Here is a 15,149-nt window from a genome sequence, read left to right on the forward strand (position 1 = left end):
TTATTTCATTTAGGGCTTGAGATGCTTGCGAATTTTATTCGTTTGTTTTCTTCTGATTTAAATCCACCAGCCTTGTTCCGGCCAAGAAGTCGTAGAGGAACTGGCGGTCGGGATGGAACAGGGCGAAGCCCCATGGCAGGATGAGCCAAATAAGCGCGGCGCCGAATGCGCCTTTGGGCGGTATATTGAGCAGATGACGCAATCCGGCGTAGGCAAATAGGGGAATGAAAACAATAAAAATGCTAGCCCAAATAAAGCGCAGGCGCAGCTGCGGCAGGGGCGGCTGGGTATCGTTTTTATCGGCTAAACCGATTTTCCATGTCTGCATGGCAAGGGTTTGGCCTTTTTTGTGCCAGTTGGCGCGAAAGTAGAGCCACCATGCGTAGAACAAAATCAGACAGGTTGTCAGCATGGACAGGCGCGTGGAAATGGGATTGAGAAAAATGGCGACAATACCGGCTGCAAGGGCGGCAATGCTGGTAACGGCGCCGGTCAGCAGAAGTTCGTAAACCAGTGCGGCGAGGCGGCGTTTGAGTGGGGCGGTAGGAAGACGGGTCATAATGCGATGGAAACGGAAATGGGTTTGATGGAAATAAAAACAGGCCGTCTGAAACGGGATAGGATGTTCAGACGGCCTGTTACTGTCGGGATTAACGATGTGGACGTTTTTGACCGCGTGCCTGTTGGGCAGCCATTTGGTTCATTTCCTGACGGGTCGGACGTTTTTTGAAGATGGCGTGCGCTTCGTCAACGGAACATTTTTGTGACAGGCAAACCAAGGTAATCGCGTCTTTTTGATGTTGACCGCCGCTGTGGTACATGCGGCGCAGGTTGGCTTCGTTGATACGGCCTTTTTCCGGATCGATGTCGAATTTTTTCAGGCGCTCGAGGAATTGGCGTTGCTGACGGCGTGAAGTCCAAACGAAACCGCCTGCGGCAGCGGCCACGATGATGGCGGCCAACAGGATGGCGAGCGGCCATGAGTCGACGATCAGAACGATGATGAGGCTTAATACGGCAGTGGTCAGCAGGGCCAGACCGCCGATGCGAAGTTTGGTTTTATTATCCATATGGTTGGTGTTTCCTTGTTTTTTGCTGGAAGAGGCCGTCTGAAATGCGAGGTTCAGACGGCCTGAATTTGAGTTTACGCTATTTTACAGTATTTTCTGTTTTTGGGGCGTATTGCGTGCAAGTTTCTTGACGCGTGGCAACGGTTTTCAGGCGGCCAGCGAAGTGACGAGCTGTTTGAACTCGGTCCATGCATCGCCTTCTTCCGCGCCTTTGATGATGCGGTCGATTTTGGCGCAGGTTTTGAGCGCGTCGAGTAGGCGGTTGATGAAAATGCGTTTGGCCGCCATCGGTGCAAGGGTCTGCTTGTCGCCCCATAAGCGCAGGCTGTTGCGCAGGCTTTGGATGTTTTGGCCTTGCTTGAGTGCGGCAGTCAGGCGGATTAGGGTGCGGATGTCTTCGGCAACTGCCCACAACAGCAAAACCGGCTCTTCGCCTTCTTCTTCCAAACCGTCCAGCAAACGGGAAACGCGCAGGGCATCGCCTTTCATCCATGCGCCTGCCAGTTGGAATACATCGAAGCGGGCGACGGTGGCAACCGCGGCCTCTGCGTCGGCAATATTGATCAAATGGCCTTGGGGATGGAGCAGGGCGAGTTTTTCGATTTCCTGACGGGCGGCCAAAAGATTGCCTTCGACGCGCTCGGCAAAAAGGGCGAGTGCTTCAGGTTCGATGTCCAAACTCTGCTGTTTCAGACGGCCTTGTATCCATTGCGGCAAAGCATGTGGCGCAACGGCTTTGGCTTCTAAGACGATGCCTTTGCCTGCCAATGCGGAAAACCATTTGGACTGGATTTGCGCTTTTTCAAGCTTGGGTAGGAGGATGAGCGTAACCGTATCTTCGGGCAGGCGTTCGGCGAAGGTTTGCAGGGCATCGCCTCCGTTTTTGCCGGGTTTGCCGTTGGGAATATGGATTTCCAGCAGTTTCAAATCGGCAAACAAACCTGCGCTGCCGGCACTTTGCAACAGCTCGTTCCAGTCAAAATTGTTTTCGGCGGTATAGACTTCGCGGTTGAGATAACCTTGTTTTTTTGCGGCTGCGCGCAGCGTATCCAAAGCCTCGATGCGCAATAAATCCTCTTCGCCGTGAATAATGTACAACGGTTTGAGCGGCGTATCGGGGCGCAGGCTCTCAATGGGCGCGGCAGCCATTATTGCGCCTTCAGGAAAGTCAGGCGGCGGACGATTTGATCTGCGGCGTCGATGCGCATTTCAGACCAAATGGTTTCTTCCTCTTCCTGTTTGCCCAACACTTCGCTGTCGGCGTAGTCCATGGTGCGGTGAACCTTAACTTCTATCGGTTCGCCAACCGGCTCGCCGTTGCGGAAGGCTTGGGCTTTGACGGTCATGGCCAGCAGGTATTCGTTGATCGCGGCGGCGCGGGTGATGGTGTAGATATCACGGCGTTTTTGAAAGTCGACAACGCGCAGGGTGATTTGTGATTCGGCTTCGCTAACCGGATGACCGTCGGCACGGCGTAAGGCATTTTCCAGCGCTTTTTGCATGATGGCTCCGCCTTCTACATGCCAGTTTTGATAAGGCAGCGGCTGAGAAGTCACACCCGTGCCTTTCAGGTGGAAACCGCAAGAGGCAAGTAATAGGGCGAGTGCAGGCAATAGGATTTTTTTCATTGGATATTCCTTCGTTGAAACCGGTTACGGTATCGTCGGATTATAACGAATAATGTTTAGGCCGTCTGAAACCGTAAACGGAAAGTATTTCAGACGGCCTTGTCTTTGATGGCGCAAATCTTATTTTTCCAACCAAATCAGGCTGACCATGCGGCCGGTTTGTCCGTCGCGGCGGTAGGAGAAGAAAGTATCGCGTTCCAAGACGGTGCAATGGGTGCCTCCATAAATCATGTTCACGCCTTCGCGGTGCAGAACCATGCGTGCCAAAGCGTAAATGTCGGCAAGGTATTTGCCGCCGCCGATGTCTTCAAACGCATCGACAGCTTCCGGCATGGGTGTGCAAAATGCATCAAATACATCTTGTCCCACCTCAAACGCATCAGGGCCGATGGCAGGGGCGAGATAGGCCATGATTTCCAACGGCTCGACATTCATTGCTGCAATAGTGTTTTGCAAAACGCCACCGGCCAAACCGCGCCAACCTGCATGAGCTGCTGCAACGACTGTCCCTGCTTTGTCGCAAAACAAGACAGGCAGGCAATCGGCAGTCATCGAAGCGCAAGCGACTGTTCCCGTTGTATCCACCGAGGCATCGGCGTCGGGTGTATTTCCTAACGCTTCGACGGCATTTACAACAATGGTGCTGTGGATTTGATTGAGGTAGGCAACGGGCAGGCCGACTTGTTCCTGTACGATTTCGCGGTTGCGGAGCACGGCTTCCAGATTGTCGCCGACGTGCGAACCGACATTCAGGCTGCGGTATACGCCTTCGCTGACACCGCCGTTGCGCGTGGTAATAAGCGTTTTAACATTGGTAGGAGCAGGCCAGTCGGCAGTTAAAAAATTTTTGCCTTGCGGGGTGAGGTTTAGGGTATCTGTGATGGTTTTCATAATCTTTGAGTTGCTGAAATATTGGAACGGATTGATTTCAGACGGCCTCAAATAATATTTTAGGCCGTCTGAAACTATGGGTTTAATCCCTTACATAAACGACTTCGACATCGTAGTCGTCTTCATTCCAATCATCATCATCGTCCATGCCGAATTTCTCTTGCCATTCTTCCTCGTTGCTTAGGGACGAATCCAAACCGGCTTCCAGACGCAGGACGGAGAGCAGGTGGTACATATCGTCAGGCATAGGCGCTTCAAAGGAAACGGTTTCGCCGGTTTTCGGGTGTACAAAGCTCAAGCGGTAGGCATGCAGGGCTTGGCGCGCGCCGAGGGCTTTGATGGCTTCTTTAACCGCATCGCTGCATGGATGGCGCAGGTTGCCGTAAACAGGATCGGCGGCCAGCGGATGGTTGGCTTCGCGCATATGAACGCGGATTTGGTGGGTGCGGCCGGTTTCGAGCGAGCATTCGATGTAGCTGTGCGCCAGATAACGTTCCAACACTTTGACGTGGGTAATGGCAGGTTTGCCGCCGAATTTGACGACTGCCATTTTCAGGCGGTTGTGCGGATCGCGGCCGATTTGGGTTTCGATTTTGCCGTCAAAAGGGACGATGCCGTTGGCAACGGCGCGGTAAATGCGTTTGACTGTGCGCTCTTGAAGCTGTTGAACCAGTGAGTTTTGCGCCGGCAGGGTCTTGGCGACTACCATCAGGCCGCTGGTTTCTTTGTCCAAACGGTGTACGATGCCCGCACGCGGCACTTGGCTTAATTCGGGACAGTGCGCCAACAGGCCGTTGAGCAGGGTGCCGCTCCAGTTGCCTGCGGCAGGGTGGACGACCAACCCGGCCGGTTTGTTGATGACGATGACGGTATCGTCTTCATAAATAATGTCCAAATCCATCGGTTCGGGTGTGAACGCGAGGTTTTCTTCGCTCGGACGTACCGTAACGGCAATCAATTCACCGCCTATCATTTTATCTTTGGGTTGCGCGGGCTTATCGTTTACAATGACTGCACCCTCTTTAATCCACGAACTCAGGCGGCTGCGCGAGTAGTCAGGCATGAGTTTGGCCAATACGGCATCCAGCCTTCCGCCCGCCATTTCGAGCGGAACGGTCAAATTAACACAACTTTCTGTTTCAGGGGATGACGGAAAGTCTAAATCATCGCTATAATCGGCTTCGTTATCAAAGGAAGTATTCTGCATGAAAAAAATTCTTTTAGTAGTTTCTTTAGGTTTGGCACTGAGTGCCTGCGCAAATAAAGGCACAATCGATAAAGACGCCCAAATTACTCAAGATTGGAGTGTGGAAAAGCTTTATGCCGAAGCGCAAGACGAGTTGAACAGCAACAATTATACGCGAGCTGTCAAGTTATACGAAATTTTAGAATCCCGTTTTCCAAACGGCCGATATGCCCAGCAGTCTCAGTTGGATACGGCGTATGCCTATTATAAAGACGATGAGCCGGAAAAGGCCTTGGCTGCCATTGCGCGCTTCCAACGCCATCATCCGCAACATCCGAATATGGACTACGCGCTGTACTTGAAAGGTCTGGTCCTGTTTAACGAAGACCAGTCTTTCTTGAACAAGCTGGCTTCTCAAGACTGGTCCGACCGCGACCCGAAAGCCAACCGCGATGCTTATCAGGCGTTTGCAGAGTTGGTTCAACGTTATCCAAACAGCAAATACGCTGCCGATGCAACCGAGCGTATGGCCAAGCTGGTGGACGCGTTGGGCGGTAACGAGATGTCTGTGGCGCGTTATTACATGAAACGCGGTGCTTATGTCGCAGCGGCCAACCGTGCGCAAAAAATCGTCAGCCGTTACCAAAATACCCGTTACGTCGAAGAAGCTTTGGCGATGATGGAATTGGCATACAAAAAACTGGACAAGCCGCAACTTGCTGCCGATACACGCCGTGTTTTGGAAACCAACTTCCCGCAAAGCCCGTTCTTGCAACATGAATGGCGATCTGACGATATGCCTTGGTGGCGTTACTGGCGCTAAGCGTCGGGTTGTTCAGGCATGAATTAAGGCCGTCTGAAAATGATGCAGCTATGCATTTGGTTTTCAGACGGCCTTTGTTTTTAATGTTTTTTTACGCTCTCTGTAAACAGGGTGCAAAATTCGTTTTAATATGGTAAAGTCTGATTTTAATAACTCGACGGTTTGAAGCCGTTACTCAGGGGCTGTTTAAATTTAAAATCAGTTTTGTTGAAGCTGCATCGGATTTGCCGTTGATGCATTCAGGAAAATTTCAGTCGTCAGGCTGATTTGGTTTTAAATTTAAGCAGCCCTTTATGTTTACAAAAAAAACAGAGGTAGATTCTCATGAAGTCTTGGCAGCTTCCTGAACACGTTGCCGACGTGTTACCGACCAATGCCCGACAACTGGAAAGTGCCCGTGAGCGGCTGTTGGCTTTGTTCCGCGTGCATGGTTATGAATTAGTGCAACCGCCATTGATGGAATACAGCCATTCCTTATTGACGCATATCGATGCCGGTTTGTCTTTGAAAACCATTTTGGTTGTCGATCAGCTCAGCGGCCGTCAGCTCGGTATCCGCGCGGATATTACGCCGCAGGTGGCGCGTATTGATGCCCACTTGCTTTCCGCCAACCAAGGCATCAACCGTTTATGCTATGCCGGTTCGGTGCTTCATGCGCGGCCTGATGGATTGCTCAATATGCGCGAGCCTTTACAGACAGGTGCGGAAATGTACGGCTTGGAAGGCATTGAAGCGGATATCGAATTGATTGATTTGATGCTGAAAAGCATGAAGATTGCCGACATGGGCGAAGTTTTGCTTTCATTAGGTCATATCGGCGTATTCCGTGCTTTAGCAAATGCCGCGCATTTAGATGAGCAGCAATCGGCAATCCTGCTGTCATCGATGCAGGACAAGGATGCCGAAGCCGTCAGCCAGTTGGTGAAAGAGTGGAAACTTGATGGCATGTGGGCAAAAGCGTTTTCATTATTGCCCCGACTGTACGGTGGTCGTGAAGTGCTGACTGTGGCTAGAGAGAAATTACCGGAATTGTCCGCAGTCAGTGTGGCTTTGGATGAATTGCAGGCAGTATGCGATGCGTTCCCAAATCAAAAAGTGCATATCGATTTGTCGGAATTGCGCGTTGACAATTACCACACCGGTTTGCTTTACGCGGCTTATGGTTCAAACCGTCATGATGCTGTGGCACGCGGCGGCCGTTATGACGGATTGGGCGGATACTTCGGACGCGCGCGTCCGGCTGCCGGATTCAGTTTTGATTTGCGCAGCTTTATCGGCCGCCTTCCTGCTATCGGACGGGAATCCGTGGTGGCGGTTGATGTCAAAGACATGCCTGCGGCTCAAGAAGCGGTAGATGCTTTGCGTGAACAAGGACAATGTGTCGTTATCGATTACGGTATCGGCTATAACGGTTCGGAAGAGGTTACAGGCCGTCTGAAACAGGTAGACGGTGTTTGGAAAGTAATCGCTTTGAACGATTGAGTTTTATTTTGAAATTTTGTATCTGAAATAAGGTTAGATGGCTATGGCTAAAAATGTTGTCGTAATCGGTGCCCAATGGGGTGATGAAGGCAAAGGTAAGATTGTTGACTGGCTGGCGGAAGAAACCAGCGGTGTAGTACGTTTCCAAGGCGGCCACAATGCCGGCCATACTTTGGTCGTCGGTGGCAAAAAAACCATTTTGCGCCTGATTCCAAGCGGCATTTTGCATGAGACTTTGGACTGCTTCATCGGCTCAGGTGTTGTAGTTTCTCCTGAAGCATTGCTGGGTGAAATCGACGAATTGAACGCTGCCGGTGTGAAAAACGTTGAAGGCCGTCTGAAAATTGCGCCGACCTGCCCATTGATTCTGCCTTACCACATTGCGCTTGACCAAGCACGCGAAGCTTCCCGCGGTAAAAGCAAAATTGGTACAACCGGTCGCGGCATCGGCCCGGCCTATGAAGATAAAGTTGCCCGTCGCGCGATTCGCGTGGTGGACTTGTTGCACCCTGAAAAACTGGTTGAAAAACTGGAAGCCGTTTTGGCTTATTACAACGTTCAGTTGCAACACCTGCACAATGCCGAGCCGGTAAAACTTGAAGATGTGATGGCGGTCATTGAAAAAGTTGCACCGCGCATTACGCCGATGATTACCGATGTTTCCCGTGTTTTGAACGAGAAAAACCGTAAAGGTGAAAGCCTGTTGTTTGAAGGCGCGCAAGGTACGTTGCTGGATATCGACTACGGTACTTATCCGTTTGTCACTTCTTCCAACTGCTTGGCAGGTGCCGCATCTGCCGGTGCAGGCGTAGGTCCGCAAATGCTGGATTACGTCTTGGGTATCGTTAAAGCCTATACCACCCGAGTGGGTTCCGGTCCATTCCCGACTGAATTGTTTGACGAAGTGGGCGCAGGTTTGGCTGAACGCGGCCATGAATTCGGTTCTGTAACCGGTCGTGCGCGTCGTTGTGGCTGGTTTGACGCGGCTGCTCTGAAACGCTCTATTCAAGTTAACGGCATTTCCGGCATGTGCATCACCAAGCTGGACGTGATGGACGGTATTGAAAACATCAATATCTGCGTAGGTTATGAATTGCCTGATGGCAGCAAAACCGACATTCTGCCTTGCGGCTCCGATGCGGTAGAAACCTGCAAACCGATTTATGAAACCATGCCTGGTTGGAGCGAGTCGACTTTCGGCGTGAAAGAGTACGACAAGCTGCCTGAAAACGCTAAAGCTTATCTGAAACGTATTGAAGAAGTGTGCGGTGCGCCTGTGGCCATTGTTTCAACCGGTCCTGACCGTGAAGAAACCATCGTTTTGCATCATCCGTTTGCTTAATTGATTAAGTGAATAAAAGGCCGTCTGAATGTTTCAGACGGCCTTTTATATGAAATGCAATAAAAATTCAGCCCTAAAGGATGTCTGTCTTCAGGGCTGAATTTTGCATTTTACGCCGTTTTTAAACGCGAGTGTTTGGAAACCGAGATGTAGTGCCAAGTAACAATTATTCTCATTGACGTAAATCAAGAAAAACCAAATCTGTAATTTTATTTCACAAAAACCCCTGTAAATAAATGGGTATTGATGTTATCCTTTCAGAAAATTTACAGTCTATATTTTCAATAAAATTAGGAGCTTGATATGTCAAATGATGTTCAGCAACGTCCTGCCGCTTGGGAAGGTTTTGTCGGTGGAAACTGGGAAACCAACGTAGATGTCCGCGATTTTATTCAGAAAAACTACACACCTTATGAAGGCGATGCTTCTTTCTTGGCACCTGCAACCGAAGCCACAACCAAACTGTGGGCGGAAGTGATGGAAGGCATCAAGGTTGAAAACCGTACGCACGAGCCGTATAAAATCGACGCGCAAATCGTCTCCGGTATTACCAGCCATGCACCGGGCTATATCGACAAAGATTTGGAAACCATCGTCGGCCTGCAAACAGACGAACCTTTGAAACGCTCTATCATGCCGTTTGGCGGTTTGAAAATGGTGCAAGACGCGTGCAAAGTGTACAACGTTGAATTGAATCCCGAAGTCAGCGAAATTTTCACCAAATACCGCAAAACCCATAACCAAGGCGTGTTTGACGTTTACACTCCCGACATCCGCCGTTGCCGTAAATCAGGCGTGATTACCGGTCTGCCGGATGCTTATGGCCGTGGCCGTATTATCGGTGACTACCGTCGTGTTGCATTGTACGGTATCGATTTCTTGATGAAAGACAAACTCAATCAGTTCAACTCACTACAAGCCGATTTGGAAAACGGTGTGGACTTGGAAGAAGTCATCCGCCGTCGCGAAGAAATCAACGAACAATACAAAGCTTTGGGTCAAATGAAAGAAATGGCGGCTTCTTACGGCTACGACATTTCCGGCCCTGCAAAAAATGCACAAGAAGCCATCCAATGGACTTACTTTGCCTACCTTGCCGCCGTTAAATCTCAAAACGGCGCAGCGATGTCCTTCGGCCGTGTGTCTTCGTTCTTGGATATTTATATCGAACGCGACCTGAAAAACGGTGTGATTACCGAAACCCAAGCGCAAGAATTTATCGACCACTTGGTGATGAAACTGCGTATGGTCCGTTTCCTGCGTACGCCCGAATACGACCAACTCTTCTCCGGCGACCCGATTTGGGCAACCGAATCCATCGGCGGTATGGGCTTGGATGGCCGTACCTTGGTAACCCGCACCAACTTCCGCGTGCTGCATACCCTGTACAACATGGGCCCATCTCCTGAGCCGAACATCACTGTATTGTGGTCAGAACAATTGCCGCAAGGCTTTAAAGAATTCTGCGCCAAAGTATCCATCGATACTTCATCTATCCAATACGAAAACGACGACTTGATGCGTCCTGACTTTAATAGCGATGACTACGCTATTGCCTGCTGCGTGAGCCCGATGATTGTCGGCAAACAAATGCAATTCTTCGGCGCACGCGCCAACTTGGCTAAAACTCTGCTGTACGCAATCAACGGTGGCGTGGATGAAAAATCTAAAGAGCAAGTTGGTCCGAAAACCGAGCCGATTATGGACGAAGTTTTGGACTACGACACTGTCTTTGAGCGCATGGACAAATTCATGGATTGGTTGGCAACCCAATACGTTACCGCGCTGAACATTATTCACTACATGCACGACAAATACAGCTACGAAGCCGCGTTGATGGCGTTGCATGACCGTGACGTGAAACGTACGATGGCATGTGGTATCGCCGGTTTGTCTGTGGCTGCCGACTCATTGTCCGCCATTAAGTACGCCAAAGTGAAACCGATTCGCGATGAAAACGGTATTGCTGTTGACTTCGAAATCGAAGGCGAATACCCACAATTCGGTAACAACGACGACCGCGTTGACGATATCGCCTGCGATTTGGTTGAACGCTTCATGAAAAAAGTGGCAACCCACAAAACTTACCGCAACGCCACTCCGACTCAGTCCGTACTGACCATTACTTCCAACGTTGTTTACGGTAAGAAAACCGGTAATACTCCAGACGGCCGCCGTGCAGGCGCTCCGTTTGGTCCGGGTGCAAACCCAATGCACGGCCGTGACGTCAACGGTGCAGTCGCTTCATTGACTTCCGTAGCCAAACTGCCATTTGAGTTTGCCAAAGACGGTATTTCCTATACCTTCTCCATTATTCCTGGCGCTTTGGGTAAAGACGAGCATTCTCGCGAGCGCAACCTTGCCGGTTTGATGGACGGTTATTTCCACCATGAAGACGGTATTTTGGAAGGCGGTCAACACTTGAACGTCAACGTATTGAATCGCGAGACTTTGGAAGATGCGATGCACAATCCGGAGAAATATCCGCAGTTGACCATTCGTGTGTCCGGTTATGCGGTTCGCTTCAACTCACTGACCCGCGAACAACAGCTTGACGTGATTACTCGTACGTTCACAGAAACCATGTAATCCGGGTGGCGAAACAAACCAGAAGCTAAATTTGCGTTTGGTTTGTTTTGAAACAAAGCTCCGAGGCCGTCTGAAATGTTCAGACGGCCTTTATTATCGTACAATCCATATAAGCAAAAACATTTTTGAGCCGAACACTATGTCCACGACTTTTGCCATTACCCCCGAGCCGGAACTGAAAGACCTTGGCCACCGTCACTATAACGGCAAAGGCATTATTCATTCGATTGAATCTTGCGGTGCTGTCGATGGTCCGGGTTTGCGCTACGTGCTCTTTTTGCAAGGTTGCCTGATGCGTTGCCTTTATTGCCATAATCGCGATACTTGGGATTTGCATACCGAGCAGGCGCAGGAATTGGATGTGGCAACCGTGATGAAGCAGGTCATGACCTATCGTCATTATCTGCGTGCGACAGGCGGAGGCGTAACGGCAACAGGCGGCGAGCCATTATTGCAATATGAGTTTGTACGCGATTGGTTTACGGCCTGTCGGGAACACGATATCCATACTTGTCTCGACAGCAATGGCTATGCCTTGCACTATGATTCGATTTTGGATGATTTGCTTGATCATACTAATCTGGTCATGCTCGACTTAAAACAAATCGATCCTGAAATTCATAAAGTGCTTGTCGGTATCCCAAATACCAAAACGCTGAAATTCGCGCGCTATCTTGCCGAACGCAATCAGCCGACGCGGATTCGTTATGTGGTTGTTCCAGGTTACACCGATGATGAGCGTTCAGCGCATTTATTAGGCGAGTTTATCGGTGATATGGATAATGTAGAAATGGTCGAGCTTTTGCCGTATCACGAATTGGGCGCACATAAATGGGCTTTGTGCGGCGACGAATACAAGTTAAAAGGCGTACATCCGCCGCCTAAAGAAACCATTTTGAAAATCAAAGAAATATTAGAGAGCTACGGAAAAAACATTATTTATTAAAACAGAAAAAGGCCGTCTGAAACGAAATAATCAGTTTCAGACGGCCTTTTCATTATTGAAAAAAATTTAAGCGTTTAATGCAGCCAGAACCTTAGCGACAACTTCTGATACCGCAACGGTTTGAGCCTGATTGTCACGGCGTTCGGCATATTCGACATTGCCTTCTTTTAAGGCGCGATCGCCGATCACGATACGGTGAGGAATACCCAACAGCTCGGAGTCATTCAGCAATACGCCCGCACGTTCGTCGCGGTCATCCAGCAATACATCCGCACCGGCAGCCAAAAGCTCGGCATAGATTTTGTCGGCGGCTTCGCGTACAGCTTCTGATTTTTTGTAGTTCATCGGTACAATCACGACTTCAAACGGTGCCATTGCTTTGGTCCAAACAATGCCTTTTTCGTCGTTGTTTTGCTCGATGGCTGCAGCCACAACGCGGGTGATACCGATACCGTAGCAGCCCATTTCCATGATTTGGGATTTGCCGTTATTGTCCAAGAAGCTGACATTCATGGCTTGGGTATATTTGTCGCGCAATTGGAAAACGTGACCGACTTCAATACCGCGCGCCAGTTTCAGACGGCCTTGTTCGTCGGGGCTGATGTCGCCTTCGATGACATTGCGCAAATCGACAAATTCAGGCTCGGCAGCATCTCGGCCGAAGTTGAAGCCGGTATAGTGGTAGTCGTCTTCGTTTGCGCCGATAACCCAATCTGCCCCTTTTTCGGTGGCGAAATCGGCATAGACTTTACCTTTGAAGTTAACAGGGCCGAGAGAGCCGCCGTTTGCACCGAACTGTTCAACAATCGCTGCAGGGCTTGCCATGGTCAGCGGTGATTTCACGCCGGCCAGTTTTTCTGCCTTGATGTCGTTAAACTCATGGTCGCCGCGCAACAGCAGCAGGACGAGTTCGCCTTCGTTTTCGCCTTCGACCACGATGGACTTGAGGGTTTGTTCAACCGGAATATTGAGGAATTCAACCAAAGACTCAATGGTTTTGACATTTGGTGTATGTACTTTGGTCAACTCAGCTTGAGCAGCGACGCGTTCGCCTTTGAGCGGCAAGGTAGGCGCCAGCTCGATATTGGCGGCGTAATCGGAAGTATCGCTGTATGCAATGATGTCTTCACCGCTTTCAGCCAATACTTGGAATTCGTGAGAGCCGGTACCGCCGATGCTGCCGGTATCCGCGGCAACAGGACGGAATTCCAAACCCAAACGGGTGAAGATACGGCAGTAAGCGTCGTACATATCCTGATAGGTCGTCTGAAGCGAGGCATAGTCGGCATGGAAGGAATAAGCGTCTTTCATGACGAACTCGCGCGCACGCATCACACCAAAGCGCGGACGCACTTCATCGCGGAATTTGGTTTGGATGTGGTAAAAGTTTTTCGGCAGTTGTTTGTAGCTGTTGACTTCTTTGCGTACGATGTCGGCAATCACTTCTTCACAGGTCGGACCCATGCAGAAATCGCGGTCATGACGGTCTTTCAGGCGTAGCAGCTCTTTACCGTAAAACTCCCAGCGGCCGGATTCCTGCCACAGCTCGGCAGGTTGTACCACCGGCATCAGCAGCTCTACGCTACCCGCGCGAGCCATTTCTTCGCGCACGATATTTTCAACTTTGCGCAATACGCGCAGACCCATCGGCATCCAAGTATAAAGACCAGATGCATTGGCTTTGATCAAACCGGCACGAATCATCAGCTTGTGGCTGGCAAGTGCGGCTTCGGCAGGGGCTTCTTTAAGGGTAGAAATGAAGAACTGGGAGGCTTTCATGGCGTATTTTTCTTTCTTAAAAATAAGTGCGTATTGTAACGCAAAATGTATGGCCGCGTGTCTTTTGAATGGCATCTGATGAAATCGGCCGTTGTTTTACGCAGCTTTTGATTCGGGGCGATTTTTAGGGATGTCAACCCTAATTTATGCACAAAGCCGCATAACCTTGTTTTACCTATAAATTTTCACTGTATGATTATAGTAAAATCTTATAAATATAACTAATTGATTTTATTATGTTTTATTTGATTAAATTTTAGTCAATTTAAGACTTAGTTTGTTCCTAAAGAAAATTTTACGATTACCCAAAGCTTATCAACAGATTTATCCACAGAGATTGTGTATAGATTTTAAATGCTGTCGGCGTAATGATTTCGCATGATTGGCAAGCCTTGTTTAAAGCAGATTTGGTTGCCTTAAAAAGATAGGGCAACAACACGATGGACAGGTTTTGCGCTAACATTCTGCTTATTGTTGTTTCCTTACAAGGAATAAAATGAAAAATTCAGAATTGCATTTGCTGGAACGCAGAAAGATGTTTAACGGGCATCAGGAACGGTACTGCCACTTTTCTCAAACCTGCCGGACGGATATGGTATTTGATGTCTATCTGCCGCCACAAGTCTTAAAAGGCTATCCCGCACCTGTTTTATATTTTCTTTCCGGCTTAAATAGTGATGGTTCTGAATTGGTTCGGCAAAGCGGAATCCAACGTTTTGCGGCACAATGGAATATTATTGTGGCTTTTCCGGATACCTCGCCACGCGGTCAGCATGTTGCCGACAGTGAGGAATATTATCTTGGGCAGGGTGCCGGATTTTATGTCAATGCAACTGAAGCACCTTGGGCGCAGCATTACCAAATGGAAAGCTATATCAGCCAAGAATTGCCTGATTTGATCGAGCATCATTTTCCGGTAACGAAAGAGCGCAGCATTGCAGGTTTCAGCATGGGCGGGCATGGCGCGCTGCATTTGGCTTTGAAGCATCCTGGCCGATATGCTGCGGTTTCAGCCTTTGCGCCTTTATGTCATCCAATCGATACGGAAGGCGGCAGGCAGGCGTTTTCAGCTTATTTGGGTCAAAACGTAGAAACATGGAAATACTATGACAGTACAAAGCTGCTTCAGACTGCCTCGCATAAATTGCCTGTTTTGATTGATGTCGGCAGTGAAGATGCTTTGTATCCTGAAGTCTTGCAACCGGAAGGGTTTGTTCGCTCAGCACGAGAAAAAGGTTTCAATATCCAATATAAAGTCCGTCCGGGCTATGGGCATGACTATTTCTTTATTGCCAGCTTTATCGATTCGCATATTGAGTTTCACGCTCAAGCATTAGGGCTTTAAGCAGTATTGAATAAAAGGCCGTCTGAAATCCGATTAATGGTTGGATTTCAGACGGCCTTTATTTGGTC

The 15,149-nt window shown here is 49.4% G+C and carries 13 protein-coding genes; 6 read left to right on the plus strand and 7 right to left on the minus strand.

The genetic code is table 11. The annotated features are described in order from the left end of the window. Positions 1-34: 34 nt before the first annotated feature. The 6 genes from TW89_RS03760 to rluD all read right to left on the minus strand — a co-directional run bounded on the left by TW89_RS03760 (position 35) and on the right by rluD (position 4,796). Positions 35-559, minus strand: coding sequence for an RDD family protein (locus tag TW89_RS03760; protein ID WP_004519927.1), 525 nt, complete (start codon positions 557-559; stop codon positions 35-37). Positions 560-650: 91 nt separating this feature from the next. Further along, a complete protein-coding gene (locus TW89_RS03765; RefSeq protein WP_070695643.1) occupies positions 651-1,070 on the minus strand; it encodes a hypothetical protein in 420 nt (139 codons plus the stop codon). Positions 1,071-1,217: 147 nt separating this feature from the next. Beyond that, the gene (gene holA, locus TW89_RS03770) at positions 1,218-2,219 is read right to left on the minus strand and encodes a DNA polymerase III subunit delta (protein ID WP_128580594.1); all 1,002 of its coding nucleotides are present in this window, start codon (positions 2,217-2,219) and stop codon (positions 1,218-1,220) included. Further along, entirely contained in the window at positions 2,219-2,698 is a 480-nt protein-coding gene (lptE, locus tag TW89_RS03775; RefSeq protein ID WP_128580595.1) for an LPS assembly lipoprotein LptE, read from the minus strand. The genes holA and lptE overlap by 1 nt, the downstream gene beginning before the upstream one ends. Before the next feature lie 120 nt (positions 2,699-2,818). Beyond that, complete coding sequence (gene pgeF / locus TW89_RS03780; protein ID WP_128580596.1) at positions 2,819-3,589, minus strand: peptidoglycan editing factor PgeF; 771 nt, start codon at positions 3,587-3,589, stop codon at positions 2,819-2,821. A gap of 82 nt (positions 3,590-3,671) precedes the next feature. Then, complete coding sequence (gene rluD / locus TW89_RS03785) at positions 3,672-4,796, minus strand: 23S rRNA pseudouridine(1911/1915/1917) synthase RluD (RefSeq protein ID WP_070585696.1); 1,125 nt, start codon at positions 4,794-4,796, stop codon at positions 3,672-3,674. Between rluD and TW89_RS03790 the strand changes: the two genes are divergently transcribed. The 5 genes from TW89_RS03790 to pflA all read left to right on the plus strand — a co-directional run bounded on the left by TW89_RS03790 (position 4,795) and on the right by pflA (position 11,957). Then, a complete protein-coding gene (locus TW89_RS03790) occupies positions 4,795-5,598 on the plus strand; it encodes an outer membrane protein assembly factor BamD (protein WP_004519923.1) in 804 nt (267 codons plus the stop codon). The genes rluD and TW89_RS03790 overlap by 2 nt on opposite strands. Positions 5,599-5,922: 324 nt before the next feature. Next, entirely contained in the window at positions 5,923-7,080 is a 1,158-nt protein-coding gene (locus tag TW89_RS03795; protein WP_128580597.1) for an ATP phosphoribosyltransferase regulatory subunit, read from the plus strand. Positions 7,081-7,123: 43 nt separating this feature from the next. Further along, positions 7,124-8,422 (plus strand): adenylosuccinate synthase, encoded by a 1,299-nt coding sequence (locus tag TW89_RS03800; RefSeq protein ID WP_164836690.1) that lies wholly within the window; start codon positions 7,124-7,126, stop codon positions 8,420-8,422. 303 nt (positions 8,423-8,725) lie between these two features. After that, the gene (pflB, locus tag TW89_RS03805) at positions 8,726-11,011 is read left to right on the plus strand and encodes a formate C-acetyltransferase (RefSeq protein ID WP_128580599.1); all 2,286 of its coding nucleotides are present in this window, start codon (positions 8,726-8,728) and stop codon (positions 11,009-11,011) included. Positions 11,012-11,150: 139 nt separating this feature from the next. After that, positions 11,151-11,957: a pyruvate formate lyase 1-activating protein gene (pflA, locus tag TW89_RS03810; RefSeq protein WP_070827042.1), complete on the plus strand. Its 807-nt coding sequence runs from the start codon at positions 11,151-11,153 to the stop codon at positions 11,955-11,957. 66 nt (positions 11,958-12,023) lie between these two features. On the opposite strand, the gene TW89_RS03815 is transcribed toward pflA, so the two are convergent. Further along, a complete protein-coding gene (locus TW89_RS03815; RefSeq protein WP_128580600.1) occupies positions 12,024-13,736 on the minus strand; it encodes a proline--tRNA ligase in 1,713 nt (570 codons plus the stop codon). Between the two features lie 496 nt (positions 13,737-14,232). Here TW89_RS03815 and fghA point away from each other — a divergent pair, with 496 nt between their 5' ends. Next, positions 14,233-15,081, plus strand: a complete 849-nt coding sequence (fghA, locus tag TW89_RS03820; protein ID WP_128580601.1) for an S-formylglutathione hydrolase — start codon at positions 14,233-14,235, stop codon at positions 15,079-15,081. Positions 15,082-15,149: the final 68 nt, after the last annotated feature.

Source organism: Neisseria flavescens, assembly GCF_001618065.1.
Taxonomy (GTDB): Bacteria; Pseudomonadota; Gammaproteobacteria; order Burkholderiales; family Neisseriaceae; genus Neisseria; species Neisseria flavescens_A.